Genomic DNA, 17,836 nt, shown 5'->3' with positions numbered 1-17,836 from the left:
TCTCCCTTAATGCGTGCGTTGAAAAACCAGTCCGGCCTTGTCGTCGGCCAGCTCCAGGCCCTTGGTTTCCAGCCAGTGACGGACTTCCTTGTTCCCCCATGGCAGGGTCCCGAGTCCGGCGTGCAACAGGTCCCAGCAATAGAGCCGGTCTCCCCGCTTGCGTGCCAGAAAGAAAACGTTTTTGAAGTCTTCGCTGCCGCCGTCGCCATCGACGGTGAACCGCGAAAAGCTCAGGACCCGGATGTCCGTGCCGGGCACCTTTGAAGCCACGAACCTGCCGCCGTAGCTCTCCCCGCAACCGAAGGCCTGGGCGTGCCACTCGGGTCCGCTTCTGCCGATGACCACTACGGGGTCGACACCACAGTCGCCGGGGGATTCGTCGCTTACGGCGACGTATTGCCATTCGCCGAGCCAGCTTTCCGGCAGCCCGACGGCGTCTTCGTAGACCATCGGCTCCACCGATGCGGGCAGGCAGCCGCTCAGCACGGTGCAAAGAATCAGGGCCGCGAGCAGCCCTTTGAAAAGCATCCTGTTCATGTCTTCCCCCGCTTGCGTGCGGTCCTTGTAATGCAAGCGGACGGGATGCTCAAGAAAAACCCCGGCCCTCTAAAGGTCCAGTTCAATGCCGATGGGACAATGGTCGGAGCCCATGACATCCGGCTCTATCCACGAGCGCAGCACCTTCTCGCGCAGTTCCTCGGAGACAAAAAAATAATCTATGCGCCACCCCGCGTTGTTCTTGCGGGCATTGAAGCGGTACGACCACCACGTGTAGTGGTGCGGTCCGTCCTCGAACATACGGAAGGTGTCCACATAGCCGTGCTCGATGAACTTGTCGAGCCACTGCCGTTCCTCGGGCAGAAACCCGGAGCGCTCGGAGTTGGACTTGGGATTCTTGAGGTCGATCTCGGTGTGAGCGGTATTGAAGTCGCCGCCGACCACGATGGGCTTGTCCTTGCGCAGCTCTTCGGCGTGGGCCAGAAACGCGTCGTAAAAACCCATCTTGTAGCCGAGGCGTTCGTCGGACATCTGCCCGTTGGGATAGTAGATGTTGAAGAGCCAGAATTCGGGATATTCCAGCCGCACCACGCGCCCTTCGCCCTGATAGGCTTCGTCGGGAAGACCGTAGTGCACGGAGAGCGGTTCCGGGCGGGAAAAGCAGGCGGTGCCGGAGTATCCTTTCTTGACCGTGGCCCAGTTCCAGTAGTGATGCTCGTAGGATTCCGGAGCCCTGCCCTCTTCCGTGAGCTGGTCGGGATGCGCCTTGGTCTCCTGTAGCATGACCACGTCACCACCACAGGCATCCAGCCAGTCCTCGAAGCCCTTCTTGAGCACGGCGCGATAACCGTTCACGTTCCACGAATAGATGATCATCCGGCCTCCCGGGAACACGCAAGGGAACCACCCCCGCCAATTCGGGGACGGCTCCCTTGCGGAAAAGATGCTTCGCCCGTCACCGGGCGACCAGTCCTAGTCTTCGTTGGGCGTGCTGACCTTGATCATTACCAACGTGGCGATGACGGCGATCAGACCCAGAAAAAACCAAAAGAAACCCATCATAAGCCTTACCCTCCTCGATTGCGGCGAATCTACGCCATAAGTCCGAACTCCATAACAAAACTTTCCATGGTTGAAAAGCACCCGCGACGCTGAAAGGCAAACGCGTTCCCGCTTGCCAGCGGCGGCCCCCTGCCGTACAAATCCGCCATGCCAGAAAGCGACGTCATCATCCTCGGAGCCGGGGCATCCGGCCTGTATTGCGCCATCCACGCGGCCCGCTCGGGTCAGAGCGTCACCGTGCTCGACCATGGGCAGAAGCCCGCCATGAAGGTCCGCGTTTCGGGCGGCGGCCGCTGCAACTTCACCAATCTGGAGACCGGCCCGGAGGACTACCTCTGCGCCAACCCGCACTTCTGCAAATCCGCGCTGGCCCGCCACACGCCGTGGGATGTGGTGGCCTTTTTCTCGGAATGCGGGCTAAGCTACGAGGAAAAGACCGCAGGGCAGCTTTTCTGCGTGGAAAAGGCCGGCAAGCTCGCCGGGGAACTGGTGGACCGCGCCAAAAAGGCGGGGGTCGAAATCGTTCTCAACGGCAGCATCGACGCCGTTTTCGGCGAAGGGCCGTTCACCGTGCGCTTCAAGGGCGCGGAGTACACCGCCTCGAAGCTCGTGGTGGCGCTTGGCGCACCGTCGTGGCCGCAGGCCGGAGCCAGCAGTCTCGGATTCGACATCGCCCGGCAGTACGGCCTGAAGGTCATCAAGCCCCGCCCCGCGCTGGTGGGATTCGAGCTCTCCGCTCCTGATGCCGAACTGTGCCGCTCACTCGCCGGGACCGCGCTTCCCGCACGGATCGAGACCGGCGGAACCGTCCACCTCGACGACCTGCTGTTCACGCACAAGGGCATCTCCGGCCCCGCTCCCATGCAGGCATCCCTGCACTGGAAGCCTGGCGCCCCGCTCATTGTGGATTTTCTTCCCGGTCAACAGCTTACCGAACTCGTCGAGAACAATCGCGGTCCCATGAAGCTGGGGAAACTGCTGGAAAAGCATCTGCCGAAGCGGTGCGTCGCCCTGCTGCCGGACACCCTGATACGCAGGCCGCTGGCCGAACTGTCAAAAGAAGATGCGACACGGGCCGCCGACCTGCTGCACCGCCGCGAGCTGCTTCCACGCCGAACCGAAGGCTACACCAAGGCTGAAGTCACGGCGGGCGGAGTGGACACGGACGCAATTTCTTCCAAGACTTTCGAATGCGGGAAGGTGCCGGGACTGTATTTCATCGGCGAGGTGCTGGACGTAACGGGGCGGCTCGGCGGCTACAATCTCCAGTGGGCATGGGCCTCGGCGCACGCCTGCGCACAGGCTCTCGGTGAAGATTGATCGCTACAGGGAGACGTACCAGCGCATGGCCGCTTCCCCCACGAGGATGTAAAGCATGGCACCGAAACACAGGAAGGGGCCAAAGGGAATTCTGGTCTTGAAGCCGGATGAACCGGGCAGTCGCATGTAGATGAAACTGCCGACCATGGCGCCGAGCGCGGCGGCGAGAATGGTGAATGGCAGCCCCGCCGGCCCCACGAGCGCCCCCACCGGCAGCATGAGCTTCACGTCGCCGGTGCCGAGGCCTTCTTCTTTTCGCACGATGCGGTAGACCCGCTGCATGACCCAGAACAGTCCGGCGGCGAACCCCGCACCCAGAAGCGCGGGTTTGAGCGGCATCAGGATATTGCCGAGATGCAGGCCGACAATGGCCTTGTAGGCGATCGCCAGCACGAAACCGCCGAGCGTCACGCGATCCGGCAGGATGAACGTTCGCAGGTCCACGAAGCTGCCGAAGATGAACAGCGCGCCGAAAACCATGTTCGCCAGCCAGAACCACGACAGCCCGAATTTGAGTGAGAGCGCGGCCGCCCAGAGCACAAAGGTTACCTCGATGGCCGGTCCGTGGGGCCGCTCCGGGTTGCCAGCGGGAGCGGGCGAAAAGAGCCAGCGAAGCGGCATGGGGAAGCGAAACGGCGACAGCAGCGGCTTTTCCTCCACGTAGCGATGCACGAAAAGGGTGCACAGACTGCCGAGAAACAGCCCTGCGACCATGGCGAACGGCAGGGCGATCCACAGTGTTTCGGGTATGGCATCCGGTGACGGCATGAGGCTTCCCACTTGATGAATGCGTCGGAATTATGCATGAATGGCGCGTAGCGGGCAGTCGATACCGCAAGCTTTGCGCACTGCCCCCTCCGACCGCCGGGACCACCACGCGGCTCCCGGACGTTCTCGCCATTTTGGCTACTTCATTTCCAGCCCGCGCACAAGCCGGGTCCACACGGAATCATTCGAGGGAGACCATGTCCGAGCATCGATTCATACCGCACCTTTCGCAAGACGAAATCGCCGACATCCAGAGCAGGGGGCTTCAGTGGACCGTGAAGCACTCGTTCGAGAACAGCCCCTTCTACGAGGCGAAACTGCGCGAGGCCGGAGTGGAGCCGGGCGACGTCACCTCCCTGGACGACATCACCAAACTGCCCTTCACCACGGCGGAGGACCTCAAGGCGGGGTACCCCCTGCCGCTGCTGGCCGTGCCCGAGGCGGACGTGGTGCGCATCCACGGCTCCAGCGGCACCACGGGCAAGCGCAAGATTCTCAGCTACACCCAGCGCGACATCGACACCTGGAAGCACATGTTCGCCCGCTGCTACGAGCTGGCCGGACTGACCGTGGAGGATCGTGTACAGATATGCGTGGGCTACGGGCTCTGGACCGCCGGCGCCGGTTTTCAGCTCGGCTGTGAACATTTCGGGGCCATGGCCCTGCCCATCGGCCCGGGGATGCTGGAAATCCAGCTTCAGATTCTGGAAGATCTAAGCCCCACCTGCCTGTGTTCCACGGCCTCCATGGCCCTGCTCATGGGCGAGGAAGTGCAGAAGAACGGCCTGCTGGAGCGCATCTCCCTCAAGAAGGCCATCTTCGGCGGCGAGGCGCACTCCGAGAAGATGCGCAAGCAGTTCGGCGAAGCGCTGGGACTGGAAGACAGCTTCGACATCACGGGTATGACCGAACTTTACGGTCCGGGCGCGGGGCTGGACTGTCCCGCCCACGACGGCGTCCACTACTGGGCGGACATCTACATTCTGGAGATTCTCGACCCGAACACCCTGCAACCCGTGGCACCGGGCGAAGTGGGCGAGATGGTGGTCACCACCCTTTCCAAGGAAGCCTCCCCGCTGATCCGTTATCGCACCCGCGACCTGACGCGCCTGATCCCCGGCACTTGCGACTGCGGCGTTTCCATGCCGCGTCACGACAAAATTCTTGGCCGCTCGGACGACATGTTCATCTTCCGCGGCGTGAACATCTACCCCGGCCAGATCGCCGAAGTGCTGGGACACGTGCCCGGCGTCTCCGCCGAATACCTCATTCAGCTCACCCGCCGCGACGGGCTGGACCACATGGCCGTGCGCGTGGAACGCAGGCCAGGGGAAAGCGCCGACAGCGATCAGGCGCTGGCGCGGGCCGTGGGCGACGAGATCAGAAAGCACATCCTCGTTCGCAGCGAAGTACAGATCGTCAACCCCGGCGAGCTTCCACGCAGTTTCGGCAAGACCAAGCGCGTGCAGGACGACAGGGCCGATACCTGATCCAACCGCAGACCCGCCCCGAGGGGTCACAAGGAGAACGCCGTGCCAAGCATTTCCGACGACGCTTCCCGCCACGTGGTCATCGACCATCGGCAGGGGCATTACCTCTGTTTTCCGGACGTGCGCACCATGGACGACGGCAGCCTGCTCGTGGTCTACAATGAATATGATCGGCACGTGGGCAACCGCCGCAGGCTCATGCAGCAGCGCAGCAAGGACGGCGGCCGCACATGGTCCGGGCCGAGGATGATCCGCGCCCGCCGCAGCCACTGCCCGCGCCTCAGCGCACTCTCTGACGGACAGATTCTGCTCATGGACGACGTGCCGCCCAACGCCACATGGTCCACGGACGAAGGCGAGCACTGGGTGACGGACGACCGCGTGAAGATCACCGGGCACGGGCTGCTGGACCGACCGCTGGCCCTTGACACCGAGACCCTGCTCACCACCGGCCACTGTCACCGAGGACAGGCGGCGCATCCTGCCATCCGGCAGGCGCCGACGGAGCAGATGCTCTACCGCTCCGATGACCGGGGTGCCACGTGGAAGATGCACGCCCCCATTGCCCGCCACCGCAATCTGGTGCTGTGCGAAGGTAGCCTGTGCCTGCTCCCCGACGGCAGGTTGGCCTGCCTCATGCGCGAAAACAGCATGGTCTATGAGCCCATGTACCTGAGCCTGAGCGATGACGGCGGCAACACATGGTCCGACCCGATCCCAACTCCGCTCATCGGCCATCGGCCCACGCTGGGACTCACCCCGGGCGGAAAGCTGCTGGTGACCTACCGCAACGTGGGACCGGACTGGGGAACCGCAGCATGGCTTGGCGAGCTGGACGAACTCACTTCGGGTTTCCGCGTGCACGGCAGAATATCGCAGGCGTCGCCGCCGGAATTCACCACCGAGGGGATGCGCGTGCGAAACGGCCCTGGCCCCGATGTCACCCGCTTTGCCCTGCGGCCCATGACCGATCCGCGCTCCGCCACCGCCGAGCTTGAAGCCACCCTGCGCGTGGACCGTGCCGGGCAGAACGGCTGCGGCCTGCGCCTTGGCTGCTGGTGGCGCGTCTTTCCGGACCGCGTCGAGTCGGAAGGCGAGCACGTGCTGCCGCTGAAGTCCGGGCAATTCAACCACTTCCGCCTGAGCTACTCGGGCGGGGTCTGCGAACTGACGGTCAACGACCGCGACCGCATCGCCATGACCGTGCCTCCCGACGGCGCGGAGACGCGCGGCATCATGGTCGGCGCGCCCCTGCCCTTTGAAGACAACGAGGTGGACTGCGTCTGGCGGGACGTGAAACTGAACGTCAATGAACCGCGCGAACTGCGCGAACATCAATTTACGTGGGACCACACGCAGGGCCTGCCGGACCGCTGGATGCGGGATAGCGTGCTGGAGCTGAAAAACGACCGCCATGCGGCATGGGCGGATTTCGGCTACTCGGGCTGGTGCGTCACCCCGGACGGGGACTTTTTCTGCGCCTATCACCACGGCGGGGGCGAAGAGCCGGATTACGCTCCCGGCCTGTCATCGCGAATCATGGGTACACGTTTTTCAAGGGATGATTTCAAATGATACGGGAACAGGATTTCGAGCACGAACACGACGGCACGCGGCTGCAAAGCGTTCTGGTTCTGCCGGACGGCGATGGCCCGTTTCCCGGCGTGCTGCTGATTCACGAGTTCACGGGCCTCGGAGAGTCCACCCTCGACCATGCCCGCGCCCTTGCCGCCGAAGGATTCGCGGTGCTGGCCGCGGATTTCTATGGCTCCGAACTGCGTCCCGCCACGCGCGACGAAGCAGCCACGGCCCATCGCGTCTTTCGTGACGACAGGCCGTTCATGCGTCGTCGGGCCAGAGCTTGCCTCGATGCGATCGCCCAGCATTCCGCGGTGGACGAAAGCCGTCTCGGCGCGCTGGGATTCTCATTCGGCGGCGGAGCCGCACTGGAGTTGGCCCGCACCGATGCGCCCATCGACTGCGCCGTGAGCATCTACGGATATCTGGACACGTCACATCCGGCACAGGCCGGAGACATCCGTGCGCAACTGCTTGTGGTGCGAGTGGCCGAAGACCCTGTGGTGCCCGAAAAACAGGCATCGGACTTTGAAGAAGAGATGAACGCGGCCGGAGCCGAGTGGGATATGGTGCTGCTGCGCGACGTGGAGCACGGATTCGCCGACGTGGGCAACGACTGCTTCGAGGCCCCCGCCGCCTCGCGGGTACAGGACATGATCGCCGGAACGCTGATCGAAACGCTTCGGGAGCGCTAGCAGCCCATCTTCTTGGTGACGAGCACGAGAAACGCCTCGGCTTCGGGGAAACGCGGGTTGAGCTTCAGGGCCTGCTTGAGATGGTCGCGGCAGTCTTCGAGCTTGCCTTTCTCGTACCACGCGCGGGCCGCGTTGAAGTGCAGGTGGTCGTCCTCGCCATTGATCTCCATGGCCTTGACATAGAAGCGAATGGCGTCGTCGTAGAACTCGCGTTTTCTCAGGTTGATGCCGAACTCGTTGAACTTGTGGCGCTGCTCTTCGCGGAAGACCTCGTCATTGTTCAACAGTCTATCCAGCACTTCCCGCAGTTTGGAGAATTCGCGCTGCTCCGAGTAGACGTCGGTAAGCCCGATGTTGGCATCAACGTTTTCCTCCTGCATGACCACGACCTCGCAGAATTCGCGCTCCGCGTCCGTGAGCTTGCCAAGGTTGAAATAACGCCTGCCGAGCTTCACCTTGCGGTACAGGGTCTCCATGCAGGGAAGGGTCCGTTGCTGGTAGTAGTCCAGTTCCGGAGTGTAGTATTTGAGAAATTCCTCGCGGTCCACGATGCGGCGGACACCGGAGGGAAGACTGTTGGCATTGAGCGGCTGCACCTCATAGGCCTCGTCGTGCAGTTTGCAGACGAACCAGTAGGTACCGTTGCGGTACCGGGACCCGCGCTCACCAACCTTGTACTGATAGCGCGTACTGTGGGAGTAGACCCCCAGAATCTCCCTCTCGCTCACGTAACCCCTCACATAATGCGTTTATACGCCCGAGGCCATGCACCGAAGCCGCACCCTCTAGCAGTGCGCCCCGTCCTCGACGCAAACCGTTCCCCGTCCCGAACGCATTTGCGACATCCATCCGGCAACTACCCGATATGCGCCCGGGAAGCAACAGTCCCTTGCATCGCGACAGGATTTGCCGCAGTATGGAAAGTGGAGGTATTTACATGGAAAAGCAGCGAATCAAAGACATCTTCGACGCCTATTTCGAAAAGTACAAGAAGACTGAAGGCGACCGCACGTCGTGGTCCGCCTTCTGGACAGAGCACACGCCCAAGGGCGAGCTGGTGCTGAACATGACCAAATGTCCCGAAGGCCTGACCTTCAAGATTTTCGTGGACAACAAGAAAATCGACGAAGTCAAGGGCTGGGACGCGTTCTTCGAGGCGGTCTCCAAGCTGGACCCGGAACTCTACGACGAGGACACCATCTTCGAAGCCATGGAGTTCGCCACCTGATTCCGGTCAGACCAGCAGCATCCGGAAATCCACGCTGATGAGGTCAAAGACCACGTGGTAGCCAAGGTGCTGGAAAAAGCGGGACGAACCATAGATGATGCCCCATTCGGTGCGGTCGAGGTCGAGATTTCCCTGAAGGGATACTCCCTCGGCCGCATTTCGGAGTTGGGCTGCGAAAAAGACGTCACGACTGGCTCCGCACATGGTCAGGTCGCCCATGACACGGTAGTTCGGCAGCGTGGCCGGGGCGTCGGGGATGGCCTGCATTCCGGTGATGCGGAACACGGCGTCAGGGAAAAGGGACGTGAAGAAGAAGTCGTCCGAATGCAGATGCTCTTCCAGCACGGGGTGAAGCTCGTCCCCTTCAAGGTCAAGGTTCTTGAGCCCGAGCATGTCCAGCTTGAATTCGCCGGTCATGCTGCGGGCATCGAATTCCCCAGCGCTCACCGGCAGCAGGCCGTAATGCGAGCCGTTGGCGCTTCGGCCGGTCCAGCGGATCACGCTCGCCCGAGCCGCCACAGGGTATACCCGCTGCTCCAGCACCAGCTCCGGATGCGGCGGATCCACGGCGCGCACGGCCGACCCTTCCAGCGGATACCCTTCCTCGCGCCACTCTTCCAAACCGCCCGGGAAATAATACACATGGGCATATCCGGCCCGTTCAAGCTTCTCGGCCGCGGCCAGGCAGTCCAGCGATCCAGGACCGGCACCGTAAAGCAGGACCGCCGCATTTTTGTCCGGAATGATCTTCTGCATGAGCGCAAGAAAACCAACCTCGTAGACGCAGGCATTCACCGCGCCGGGAATGTGTCGCCGCTCGAAATGTTCCGGGACCAGCACATCCACCAAAACCGCTTTCTCTTCGCGGATCATATCCATTGCTTCAATGATGCCGAGCTTGCCGATTGCCATGTCATCCTCCGGGCGTTGGCCAGTTCCGAGCCACAACCGGCCCGGACGCATGTTTCGAGTTGTCCATTCAACCCGGAATTTATTGCAAACCGTAAGCTTCCGTCAACCCGAAGCAAAAACTTGTTCCGGCAGCCGTTTGCCGCTTCGCCGGAGCACAGCCTCCCTCCTGTCTAATCCGCTTGTTTTTTGAGAACACCCTGATATCGTGTTCCGAGGTAAAAACATGCGCACAACCATTCGCTCCACCACCCTGCTGATTCTGGCGGGCACCTTTGCGGCCACAGTGATGTCCGCTTTCATTATTTTTCATGCGTTTCTGCTTCCGGAATTCGAAAAAATCGAACGGACACAGGTTCACACCAACGCCGTGCGCGCGGTCAAAGCCATCGAGCATTCGGTGGACAGCCTGCAAGACCTGACGCGGGACTGGGCATGGTGGGACGACACCTATGCCTTCGTCAAGGACCGGAATCAGGCATTTTTGCAATCGAACCTGGTCCCCTCCACCTACACGGAAACCAATCTGCAGATAGTGGCCTTTTTCACCCCGAAGGGACAGGTCATATGGGGCGAGGGGCTCGCGGACGACGACCGCTCCCTCGTGCAGATTCCATGGCAGCTGGAAGCCTTCATGCAGCAATGGGCACCGAAAGCCGCCCAGGACGAAACAGGCCACCTCAAGGGATTGCTCGCACTGGGCGAACGAATCCACATGATATCCATAGAGCGTATTCGCACCAGCGACCTGAGCGGCCCTTCGCGCGGCTGGATGCTCATGAGCCGTCTTCTGGACGCGGCGATGCTCGACAGGATCGCAGAGCAGGCTCAGGTGAACCTTTCCGTTTCATCGCCGGAGCGAGTGCCCCGATCCGAAGGGGCAACGCTAACCAGAGAGGGAGACCTGCTGAAGGCTTCGACCGTGGTGGACGATGTTCTGGGCAGGCCGGTCCTCGGGGTTTCGACCACGCTGCCGACCCGCATCTCCGAAACCGGCTACCGTACCATGTACACCCTGCTGGGCATGCTGGTCGTCGCCAGTTTCGTGTTGTCCGGCATAGCCTACAGACAGTTCAGGGTTCGCGTGACGGACCGCATCATGAACATCCGGAACCAGCTCGCCACCGTGGCGGGTGACCGTGAAGGCAAACGCTTCATTGAACTGCGCGGCAATGACGAAGTGACCGATCTTGCGCAGGACATGAATACCGTGATCCGTGAATTGCGGGCGCACGAGACCTTCCAGCAGGAGCTCATAGATTCGATGCAGGTGGGGGTAGCCATGGTTTCCGCCGACACCCGCACCGTGGTGCAGGTCAATCGCAAGGCCACCGAGATGATCGGCCTCGCGGCGGACGACGTGCTCGGAGTGCCCTGCCAGAAGGTCATCTGCCCGCAGAACAACGACGACTGCCCCATACTCGACAGGGGCATGAGCGGCGAAATGCGCCGATGCGAGATCGTCACCGCCGACGGCACGCGCAAACACATTCTCAAATCCGTGGTTCCCGTCACGCGCCACGGTGCCACCTTCCTGCTCGAATCCTTTGTGGACATCACTGAGCAGGAAAAAGTCCGCCATGAACTTGCAGAATCCGAGAACCTGTATCGCACGATTTTCATGAATACGGGTACGGCCACCATCCTCATTGATGACGACTGCACCATCGTCATGGCCAACGGAGAGTTCTGCAAACTGGTGGAAGCGCCCTCCGAAGAGGTGGTGGTTCACAGTTCCCGCTGGATGGATTTCTTCCACCCGGACGACGCCGTCTGGATGCTCGAATATCACAACAGACGGCGCGAGGACCCCAACAGCGCACCGCGCTCCTATGAAGCCCGCGTCCTCACCTCCGGCGGCGGCATCCGAAACGTGGAACTCACCGTCGGCATGGTTCCGGAGACCTCCATGAGCGTGGCCTCGCTGCTGGACATCACCCGGCGCAAGGCGGTGGAGAACGAGCTGGCCAAAAAGGCCTACCACGACAGCGTCACCAACCTGCCGAACCGCTACTATCTCATGGACGAGCTCGACAGACGGATTCCGGAAATCACCGGAACGAAACGGGTTCTGGGCATGTTCATGCTCGACATTGATGAATTCAAGAACATCAACGACACGTTCGGCCACGCTGCCGGCGACACGCTGCTGGCGGATGTGGGCAGCCGCCTGCAACAGAATTTGGAGTCCGGCGACCTGCTTGTCCGGCTGGGCGGTGACGAGTTCGGAATTCTTTCAGAAACCGAGCTGGGCCGAGACGGCCTGAGCGACAAGGCAGTCGTCCTGCTCGACTGCTTTCAGACTCCCTTCTCCGTGGGCGGCGCCAGCATCTATCTCGGCGCCAGCATCGGTATCGCCGTGGCTCCCGAGGACGGCGAACGGACCGAAGATATCGTCCGCTCCACCGACCTGGCCATGTACCAGTCCAAACAGATGGGCAAAAACACCTTCAGCTTCTTCACGGAGGCGCTCAATCAGCGCTCGCGCGATCACCTTGAAATCGAAAACGCCCTGCGGCACGCGCTGGACCGTGATGAGATGGAAGTGTGGTACCAGCCCAAGGTGGATGTCTCCGACGGCACCGGACGCATCATCGGCATGGAAGGGCTTGTGCGCTGGCGACGCGACGGAAACCTCGTGCCTCCCGGGGAATTCATCCCCTTCGCCGAAAAAACCGGACTTATCAAGAGCATAGATCTTTTCGTCATGGAGAGAGCCTGCCGCGATACGCTGGACTGGTATCGGTGCACGGGCATCATGCGCCCGGTTTCCATCAACCTCTCCGCCAACCATTTTATGCAGGAGGGACTGGTTGAAGAAGTTTTCGGCGTGCTGGAGCGCACCCAGCTGCCACCGAAGCTGCTCACGCTGGAAATCACCGAGACCACGCTCATGAAGAACTTCGAGGCCGCTGCCTCAGCCATGAAACAATTGACCGCTCGGGGCGTCGTCTTCTCACTTGACGACTTCGGCACGGGTTATTCGTCACTCTACTACCTGAAGCGACTGCCTTTCAGCACGCTGAAGATCGACCGCAGCTTCATCTGGATGCTTGACAGCGAGGACGCCGAAGGGAGAACTTTCGTGCGGACCATCGTAACCCTCGCGCGGGAACTGGGGCTGAACACCGTGGCCGAAGGCGTGGAAACGCCCGAACAGCTCAAATATCTCATGGCCGAAGGATGCAATTGCATTCAGGGCTTCCTGTTCTCACCACCAATTCCTGCGTCCGAATTCAGCCAGAAACTGGACGAGGACGGCTTCACGCTGCCGCAACCCGAACAATAAAAAGGGCGGGAGGAAAACCTCCCGCCCTTTCTCTGTTTCGTATCTCGTCATCTATTCAGCGATGGTCATCACGGAGTCGGCAACGAATTCACGGCCTTCGAAAAGGTCCTCGTCCATGTTGCCGGTGACGCTGACCACGTCGCCTACGTCAATGCGCTGATATCCTTCATTGTCCAGCGGGTTGAACGGCAGCTCGTCCACTTCTACGATGACTTCGCGAAGGCCCGTGTCGAGCTTGAACTCCTCGTCACCCACGATATCCGTCACCACGCCTCGCAGAATCATGTCGCCGTATTCCACGCGCCCGTAGTAGGTCAGCGCGAAATCCTCTTCATCCGCGGGGCTCGCGTAGAAATAGGTGTTCAGCTTTTCGACGTATACGCTTGAAGCCTCGATTGTTCGCTTTTCGTACACATCGTCATCGACACGACCGGAAACGGTTACCTCATCGCCCTTTACCAGCTTGTAGCCATCGGCGTCACGGTCTCCGTCATCCATCTCGACGGTGATTTTTCCGTCTCCGTAATCAACCAGAAAAGAGTTGGCCTGCACCTCTTCAACCGTGCCGCTGAAAGTGATCCACGAATCGTTCCTGGCTCCGGCGGGGTCTGCCGCAACAGCGGTCAGCGCGGTAAAAAGAACCAGCATCATTGCCGTTGTCATACATGTCGTCAGCTTGATGTATCGCATGGAACCTCCTTGTTTTCGGTTCATTGAAACCAAGTTTTCCGACGGTAAGCATATTGCCGAAAACAAAGAGCACCATGAAGGGAACAATTTCGGTAAAAATCGGTGAGCCGTTTTTACCCAGCGAAAAATAGTCCATTTGCAAAAGGCGGTTGAGGATAAAAAAACGCGACCCCGTCTTTCTGCACCACCAAGCAGGCTTTCAATCATCACATTCATTGCTTTCGAGACGCGTCAAATCTTGATTTATCTGCCTAATCAAGTAGAATTATAACTCGTCTAAAACGGAATATATCCTTCAATCCTTATCCCCCTGAGGACCATGAAACTTTCCGCACGCTCCCGCTACGCGACTCGGTTGCTTCTCGATCTGGCGCTGCGCCAGACAGACATGCCGCAATGCACCACGGTTTTATCCGAATCCACGGGTATTTCCGCCCAGTTCATTGAGCAGATCATTCGGCCCTTGAAGAAAGAGGGACTGATAACATCCGTACGTGGTGCCGCCGGTGGACACATTCTGGACAAGGACCCCGCCGACATCACCGTCGGTGACGTGGTGCGCATCATGGAAGGCGGCATCCGTCTTACCGACTGCATCAATGACGAGGGCCTTTGCGAACGGACATCAGTCTGTCGAACCAGGCAGGTCTGGCAACGGGCATCCAAGGTTCTTGAAGAAGAGCTTGATTCCATCACCCTTGCCGACCTCATGGAATCGCCCGAAGGCTCACCCTTCTTCGACTGATCCGCCCACGTCCGAACCGCCCCTCCCTTGCTCTCTTCGAGCTGTCGGCACCCCTCATTTTTACCAGATTTTCATGTTAAAAAAATCGCAATCTCAATCGGTTTTTTCATAACACACTGTTCTAAAAGAACATCTTAAAAATACCCCCCCTTGACAAGTATACAATTTTCCGGTTAATCCGGACTCATCCAATCGGAAATAAATCGGTACGAATTATTCTCATTTCGGACCAAATCAATTCCGATTGACTTTGTCGGATATTTGAATCGTTCCCCATTTCAGGCTCAGGCGAGTCTGCGCAGGAACAAAAGGGACGCTGTCCCGAGGATAGGGCGAGAGACGTGAACAGAGCCGACACGTACCGACACACGAGCAAATCGCTCCACTACGAGGCACCGAGGCATCGCGAGGTTTTCGTTTTCTCGGCGGACCACGCCGTGCTGGAAGCCGATGCCTGTGACGGTCCCGACGCCCTCGTCCCACAACTGCCCAACCGCCCCGGCGTCAGAATATCCGCTCAAGCACCTTCTACCGCATCGTTGCGGGAAGTGAAGAACGCCCACTCTGAACCTCCCGGCAACAAAGCTGTCGAGTCGTAAAACTGGAGTCCCCAATGCCGGAACGAATTATCATCATTGGCGCCGACGCCCCCGCGCTCAACGGCGTTCTGAAATATATCGACTCCCGTCCTGCGGAAGCTGTCGTCCTCTACCCTGAAGAGAACCCGCTGCCGGAGTTCTCGTGCTCCGCGCTTGAGCAGTATCTCGGACGCGGCATAGACTTTCCCGAACGACTGCGCGCGTTGAGTGCTGATACAAAGAATCGCCGCGTGCTCGTCCGCGACATCGTTTCAGGCTCCGAGTCAACCCTTGAATACGACAAGCTCGTCTTTGCCACTGCGGCGGCCCCCTCCGATCTGGACGTTCCCGGCGAGCATCTCACGGACATTTCCCGCATCGCCACGGACGAAGATGCGCGCCGCCTGCGCCCGACCGACGGCAAAACCGTCGTGATCGGCAGCGGCCACAACCTGCTGCTCACGGTTTCCGCCCTGATGCAGCATGGTCGCGACCAAATCGAAATCATCTCCGGCCCCTGCCCGCAGGGCTTTGATCCACTTTCCGGCAGCCTCATGGACATGGTCGCCCACCACATGACCGAAAAAGGCGTCGCCATCCACGAGGGGCATGAGCTTCAAAGAATCGAACGGGACAAGGACGGGTTGAGAGTCGTTACCGACCGGGCAACCATCAATGCCGACCGCATCATCAACGCCCAGTTCAGCAGGCCCCTGAGCGCCATCGCCGCCGACGCCGGGCTCGAAATCGCCCAGACCGGTGCGGTGATCGTGAACGAGAGCCTGCACACCAGCATTTCCGATATCTTCGCCTGCGGCAGCTGCGCCGCCTTCAAGAACGTCAACTGCAAGACACCCATCCCGGGCACCGCGATCCGCTCCACGGAACTCCGGCAAGCCACGGTGCTGGCCGCAGCTCTGGCAGGAGCCGAACCGGTTTTCGCAGCTCCGGCCTGCGCCTACTCCGTCAAGTTGGGAGACCTGACCGCCGCCGGCGCAGGGTTGACCGTTGACGCCGCCCGTCGCTGCGGATTCACCGCCATGAGTTCCACGGTGATCCAGTTCGACCGCGCTCATTTCATGCCGGACGCCGCCCTCATGACCCTTGAACTGGTCTTCGACGGGCCTACGCGCCGAGTGCTCGGCATTCAGGGCATCAGCACCATGGGCGACGCCCTTAGCGGCCGCATCAGTGCGGTTTCCGCCATGCTGACCAAGAAGCCCTACATCGAAGATGTCGCCAACCTTGAAGTCGCCTATTCGCCCCCCTTCGCCTCGGCCATGGACGTGCTCAACACCGCGGCGAACGTGGCCGACAACATGCTGGCCGGGATCAACAACGGCATCGACGCCCGAGAATTCCGCCGTCTCTGGGACGAGCGTGAAAACGGCGACCACTTTTTTCTGGACTGCAGGGAACTGGGCAACGCTCAGCCGTTTCTGGAACGGCACCCCCTGCACTGGAATCACATCCCGCAGGGCGAACTGGCCCGGCGGCTCGATGAAGTCCCCGAAGACTCGAAGATCGTTCTGGTCTGCAACACCGGCACCCGCTCCTACGAGGCGCAGGTGACCCTGAGGCACGCCGGTTTCGAGGATGTGATCAACGTTGACGGCGGCATGTCCGCCCTCAGACAGAGCGGCGTCAAGCTGTAGGCCGCTCACGACCAAGGCAACAGGTCTCTCCACAGTTCCGGAGGGGCCGGAGAAGCATACATTAAGTTTCAAAGGAGTCCTGAAATGAAAAAACTGGTTATTCTCGGCGCGGGCGCGGGCGGCACCATGGTCGCGACCAAGATGCGCGAAAAGCTCGATCCCAAGGAATGGGAAATCACCGTCATCGACCGCGACTGGAAGCATCACTACCAGGCCGGCTGGCTGTTCGTGCCCTTCGGCATCTACACCCTCGACGACTGCGAAAAGCCCAAGGCCGACTTCCTGCACGGCGTGAACTTCGTGCAGGACACCATCCAGAACCTCGACCCCGAAAAGAAAGTCGTCACCTGCAAGGAAGGCAAGTACGAGTACGACTGGATCGTGGTCGGCACCGGCTGCCGCATCGTGCCCGACGAAATCGACGGCATGATGGACGACTGGCGCGGCGACATCCATGACTTCTACACCCCCGACGGAGCGGAAGCCCTGTTCAAGAAGTGGAAGTACATGAAGAAAGGCCGCGTGGTTCTGAACATTGCGGAAATGCCCATCAAGTGCCCGGTTGCTCCGCTCGAATTCGTTTACCTCGCCGACTGGTTCTTCACCGTCAACGGCGTGCGCGACAACATCGAAATCGACCTCGTCACCCCGCTCACCGGCGCGTTCACCAAGCCCGTTGCCGCAGAAATTCTCGGTCGCGTGTGCAAGGAAAAGAACATCAACGTCGTGCCCAACTTCAACATCGACAACGTTGACCCGGGCAAGAAGGTCATCGAGGACGTCATGGGCGAGCAGGTTCCCTACGACCTGCTGGTCTCCATTCCGCCGAACTTCGGCGCCCAGTTCCTCATGGACTCCGAGATCTCCGATCCCATGGGTTACATGGACACCGAGAAGCACACCCTGAAGTCCGCTCAGTACGAAAACATGTACATCATCGGCGACGCCACCAACTGCCCGACCTCCAAGGCCGGCTCCGTGGCGCACTACGAGGCCGACATCGTGGTGGACAACATGCTGCGTGAAATGGACGGCGAAGAGCCGCGCCCGGACTACGACGGACATTCCACCTGCTTCATCGTCTCCGGTTACGAAAAGGCCTACCTCATCGACTTCAACTACGATGTCGAGCCGCTGCCGGGCAAGTACCCGTTCCCGGGTCTCGGACCCTTCGCGCTGCTCGGCGAGAACCACCAGAACTACTGGGGCAAGATGATGTTCAAGTGGGCCTACTTCAACCTGATGCTCAAGGGACACGAACTGCCGCTCGAATCGCAGATGTTCATGGCAGGCAAGATGCGCCACATGGCAGGCAAATAACCCTGCGGAGG

16 protein-coding genes are annotated in these 17,836 nt (G+C 60.4%); 10 read left to right on the top strand and 6 right to left on the bottom strand.

Annotated elements, in window-relative coordinates; translation table 11 throughout:
• Positions 1–6: 6 nt before the first annotated feature.
• Together B149_RS0114190 and B149_RS0114185 are read right to left on the bottom strand one after the other, a co-directional pair.
• Positions 7–537 carry a hypothetical protein gene (locus B149_RS0114190; protein WP_018125833.1) on the bottom strand — a complete coding sequence of 177 codons (531 nt, stop codon included), beginning with the start codon at positions 535–537 and terminating at the stop codon, positions 7–9.
• Positions 538–606: 69 nt separating this feature from the next.
• A complete protein-coding gene (locus tag B149_RS0114185; RefSeq protein ID WP_018125832.1) occupies positions 607–1,374 on the bottom strand; it encodes an exodeoxyribonuclease III in 768 nt (255 codons plus the stop codon).
• 333 nt (positions 1,375–1,707) lie between these two features.
• Here B149_RS0114185 and B149_RS0114170 point away from each other — a divergent pair, with 333 nt between their 5' ends.
• Positions 1,708–2,880, top strand: coding sequence for a BaiN/RdsA family NAD(P)/FAD-dependent oxidoreductase (locus B149_RS0114170; protein ID WP_018125829.1), 1,173 nt, complete (start codon positions 1,708–1,710; stop codon positions 2,878–2,880).
• 3 nt (positions 2,881–2,883) lie between these two features.
• On the opposite strand, the gene B149_RS0114165 is transcribed toward B149_RS0114170, so the two are convergent.
• Positions 2,884–3,648 (bottom strand): prepilin peptidase, encoded by a 765-nt coding sequence (locus tag B149_RS0114165; protein ID WP_018125828.1) that lies wholly within the window; start codon positions 3,646–3,648, stop codon positions 2,884–2,886.
• 197 nt (positions 3,649–3,845) lie between these two features.
• Here B149_RS0114165 and B149_RS0114160 point away from each other — a divergent pair, with 197 nt between their 5' ends.
• The 3 genes from B149_RS0114160 to B149_RS0114150 are packed head-to-tail and all read left to right on the top strand — an operon-like array spanning position 3,846 to position 7,411.
• Positions 3,846–5,138, top strand: a complete 1,293-nt coding sequence (locus tag B149_RS0114160; RefSeq protein WP_018125827.1) for a phenylacetate--CoA ligase family protein — start codon at positions 3,846–3,848, stop codon at positions 5,136–5,138.
• A 42-nt stretch (positions 5,139–5,180) separates the two neighbouring features.
• Complete coding sequence (locus B149_RS0114155) at positions 5,181–6,713, top strand: sialidase family protein (protein ID WP_018125826.1); 1,533 nt, start codon at positions 5,181–5,183, stop codon at positions 6,711–6,713.
• A complete protein-coding gene (locus B149_RS0114150) occupies positions 6,710–7,411 on the top strand; it encodes a dienelactone hydrolase family protein (RefSeq protein ID WP_018125825.1) in 702 nt (233 codons plus the stop codon). The genes B149_RS0114155 and B149_RS0114150 overlap by 4 nt, the downstream gene beginning before the upstream one ends.
• Here the strand turns inward: B149_RS0114150 and B149_RS0114145 are convergent.
• Positions 7,408–8,139, bottom strand: a complete 732-nt coding sequence (locus B149_RS0114145; RefSeq protein WP_018125824.1) for a tetratricopeptide repeat protein — start codon at positions 8,137–8,139, stop codon at positions 7,408–7,410. The genes B149_RS0114150 and B149_RS0114145 overlap by 4 nt on opposite strands.
• A 209-nt stretch (positions 8,140–8,348) precedes the next feature.
• Between B149_RS0114145 and B149_RS0114140 the strand changes: the two genes are divergently transcribed.
• Entirely contained in the window at positions 8,349–8,639 is a 291-nt protein-coding gene (locus tag B149_RS0114140) for a hypothetical protein (protein WP_018125823.1), read from the top strand.
• A 6-nt stretch (positions 8,640–8,645) separates the two neighbouring features.
• On the opposite strand, the gene B149_RS0114135 is transcribed toward B149_RS0114140, so the two are convergent.
• Positions 8,646–9,551, bottom strand: coding sequence for a rhodanese-like domain-containing protein (locus B149_RS0114135; RefSeq protein WP_018125822.1), 906 nt, complete (start codon positions 9,549–9,551; stop codon positions 8,646–8,648).
• Between the two features lie 223 nt (positions 9,552–9,774).
• Here B149_RS0114135 and B149_RS18105 point away from each other — a divergent pair, with 223 nt between their 5' ends.
• Positions 9,775–12,837, top strand: a complete 3,063-nt coding sequence (locus B149_RS18105) for a bifunctional diguanylate cyclase/phosphodiesterase (protein ID WP_018125821.1) — start codon at positions 9,775–9,777, stop codon at positions 12,835–12,837.
• A 51-nt stretch (positions 12,838–12,888) separates the two neighbouring features.
• On the opposite strand, the gene B149_RS0114125 is transcribed toward B149_RS18105, so the two are convergent.
• On the bottom strand, positions 12,889–13,527 hold the full coding sequence (locus B149_RS0114125; RefSeq protein ID WP_018125820.1) for a hypothetical protein: 639 nt from the start codon (positions 13,525–13,527) through the stop codon (positions 12,889–12,891).
• A gap of 319 nt (positions 13,528–13,846) precedes the next feature.
• On the opposite strand from B149_RS0114125, the gene B149_RS0114120 reads away from it, so the two are divergent.
• The 4 genes from B149_RS0114120 to sqr all read left to right on the top strand — a co-directional run bounded on the left by B149_RS0114120 (position 13,847) and on the right by sqr (position 17,825).
• On the top strand, positions 13,847–14,272 hold the full coding sequence (locus tag B149_RS0114120; protein WP_018125819.1) for an RrF2 family transcriptional regulator: 426 nt from the start codon (positions 13,847–13,849) through the stop codon (positions 14,270–14,272).
• Positions 14,273–14,613: 341 nt separating this feature from the next.
• The gene (locus B149_RS18590; protein WP_156816842.1) at positions 14,614–14,871 is read left to right on the top strand and encodes a hypothetical protein; all 258 of its coding nucleotides are present in this window, start codon (positions 14,614–14,616) and stop codon (positions 14,869–14,871) included.
• Positions 14,872–14,885: 14 nt separating this feature from the next.
• On the top strand, positions 14,886–16,505 hold the full coding sequence (locus B149_RS0114115; protein ID WP_018125818.1) for an FAD-dependent oxidoreductase: 1,620 nt from the start codon (positions 14,886–14,888) through the stop codon (positions 16,503–16,505).
• Positions 16,506–16,589: 84 nt separating this feature from the next.
• On the top strand, positions 16,590–17,825 hold the full coding sequence (gene sqr, locus B149_RS0114110) for a type III sulfide quinone reductase, selenoprotein subtype (RefSeq protein WP_018125817.1): 1,236 nt from the start codon (positions 16,590–16,592) through the stop codon (positions 17,823–17,825).
• Positions 17,826–17,836: the final 11 nt, after the last annotated feature.

The sequence above is a fragment of the Desulfovibrio oxyclinae DSM 11498 genome, assembly GCF_000375485.1.
Taxonomy (GTDB): Bacteria; Desulfobacterota; Desulfovibrionia; order Desulfovibrionales; family Desulfovibrionaceae; genus Pseudodesulfovibrio; species Pseudodesulfovibrio oxyclinae.
This window is presented reverse-complemented; position numbering and strand designations above follow the sequence as displayed.

Bases quoted from the DNA above. Each gene is read 5' to 3' on its own strand.
- B149_RS0114190 (WP_018125833.1), bottom strand. From the start codon at position 537: ATGAACAGGATGCTTTTCAAAGGGCTGCTCGCGGCCCTGATTCTTTGC.
- B149_RS0114185 (WP_018125832.1), bottom strand. From the start codon at position 1,374: ATGATCATCTATTCGTGGAACGTGAACGGTTATCGCGCCGTGCTCAAG.
- B149_RS0114170 (WP_018125829.1), top strand. From the start codon at position 1,708: ATGCCAGAAAGCGACGTCATCATCCTCGGAGCCGGGGCATCCGGCCTG.
- B149_RS0114165 (WP_018125828.1), bottom strand. From the start codon at position 3,648: ATGCCGTCACCGGATGCCATACCCGAAACACTGTGGATCGCCCTGCCG.
- B149_RS0114160 (WP_018125827.1), top strand. From the start codon at position 3,846: ATGTCCGAGCATCGATTCATACCGCACCTTTCGCAAGACGAAATCGCC.
- B149_RS0114150 (WP_018125825.1), top strand. From the start codon at position 6,710: ATGATACGGGAACAGGATTTCGAGCACGAACACGACGGCACGCGGCTG.
- B149_RS0114140 (WP_018125823.1), top strand. From the start codon at position 8,349: ATGGAAAAGCAGCGAATCAAAGACATCTTCGACGCCTATTTCGAAAAG.
- B149_RS0114135 (WP_018125822.1), bottom strand. From the start codon at position 9,551: ATGGCAATCGGCAAGCTCGGCATCATTGAAGCAATGGATATGATCCGC.
- B149_RS18105 (WP_018125821.1), top strand. From the start codon at position 9,775: ATGCGCACAACCATTCGCTCCACCACCCTGCTGATTCTGGCGGGCACC.
- B149_RS0114125 (WP_018125820.1), bottom strand. From the start codon at position 13,527: ATGCGATACATCAAGCTGACGACATGTATGACAACGGCAATGATGCTG.
- B149_RS0114120 (WP_018125819.1), top strand. From the start codon at position 13,847: ATGAAACTTTCCGCACGCTCCCGCTACGCGACTCGGTTGCTTCTCGAT.
- B149_RS0114115 (WP_018125818.1), top strand. From the start codon at position 14,886: ATGCCGGAACGAATTATCATCATTGGCGCCGACGCCCCCGCGCTCAAC.
- sqr (WP_018125817.1), top strand. From the start codon at position 16,590: ATGAAAAAACTGGTTATTCTCGGCGCGGGCGCGGGCGGCACCATGGTC.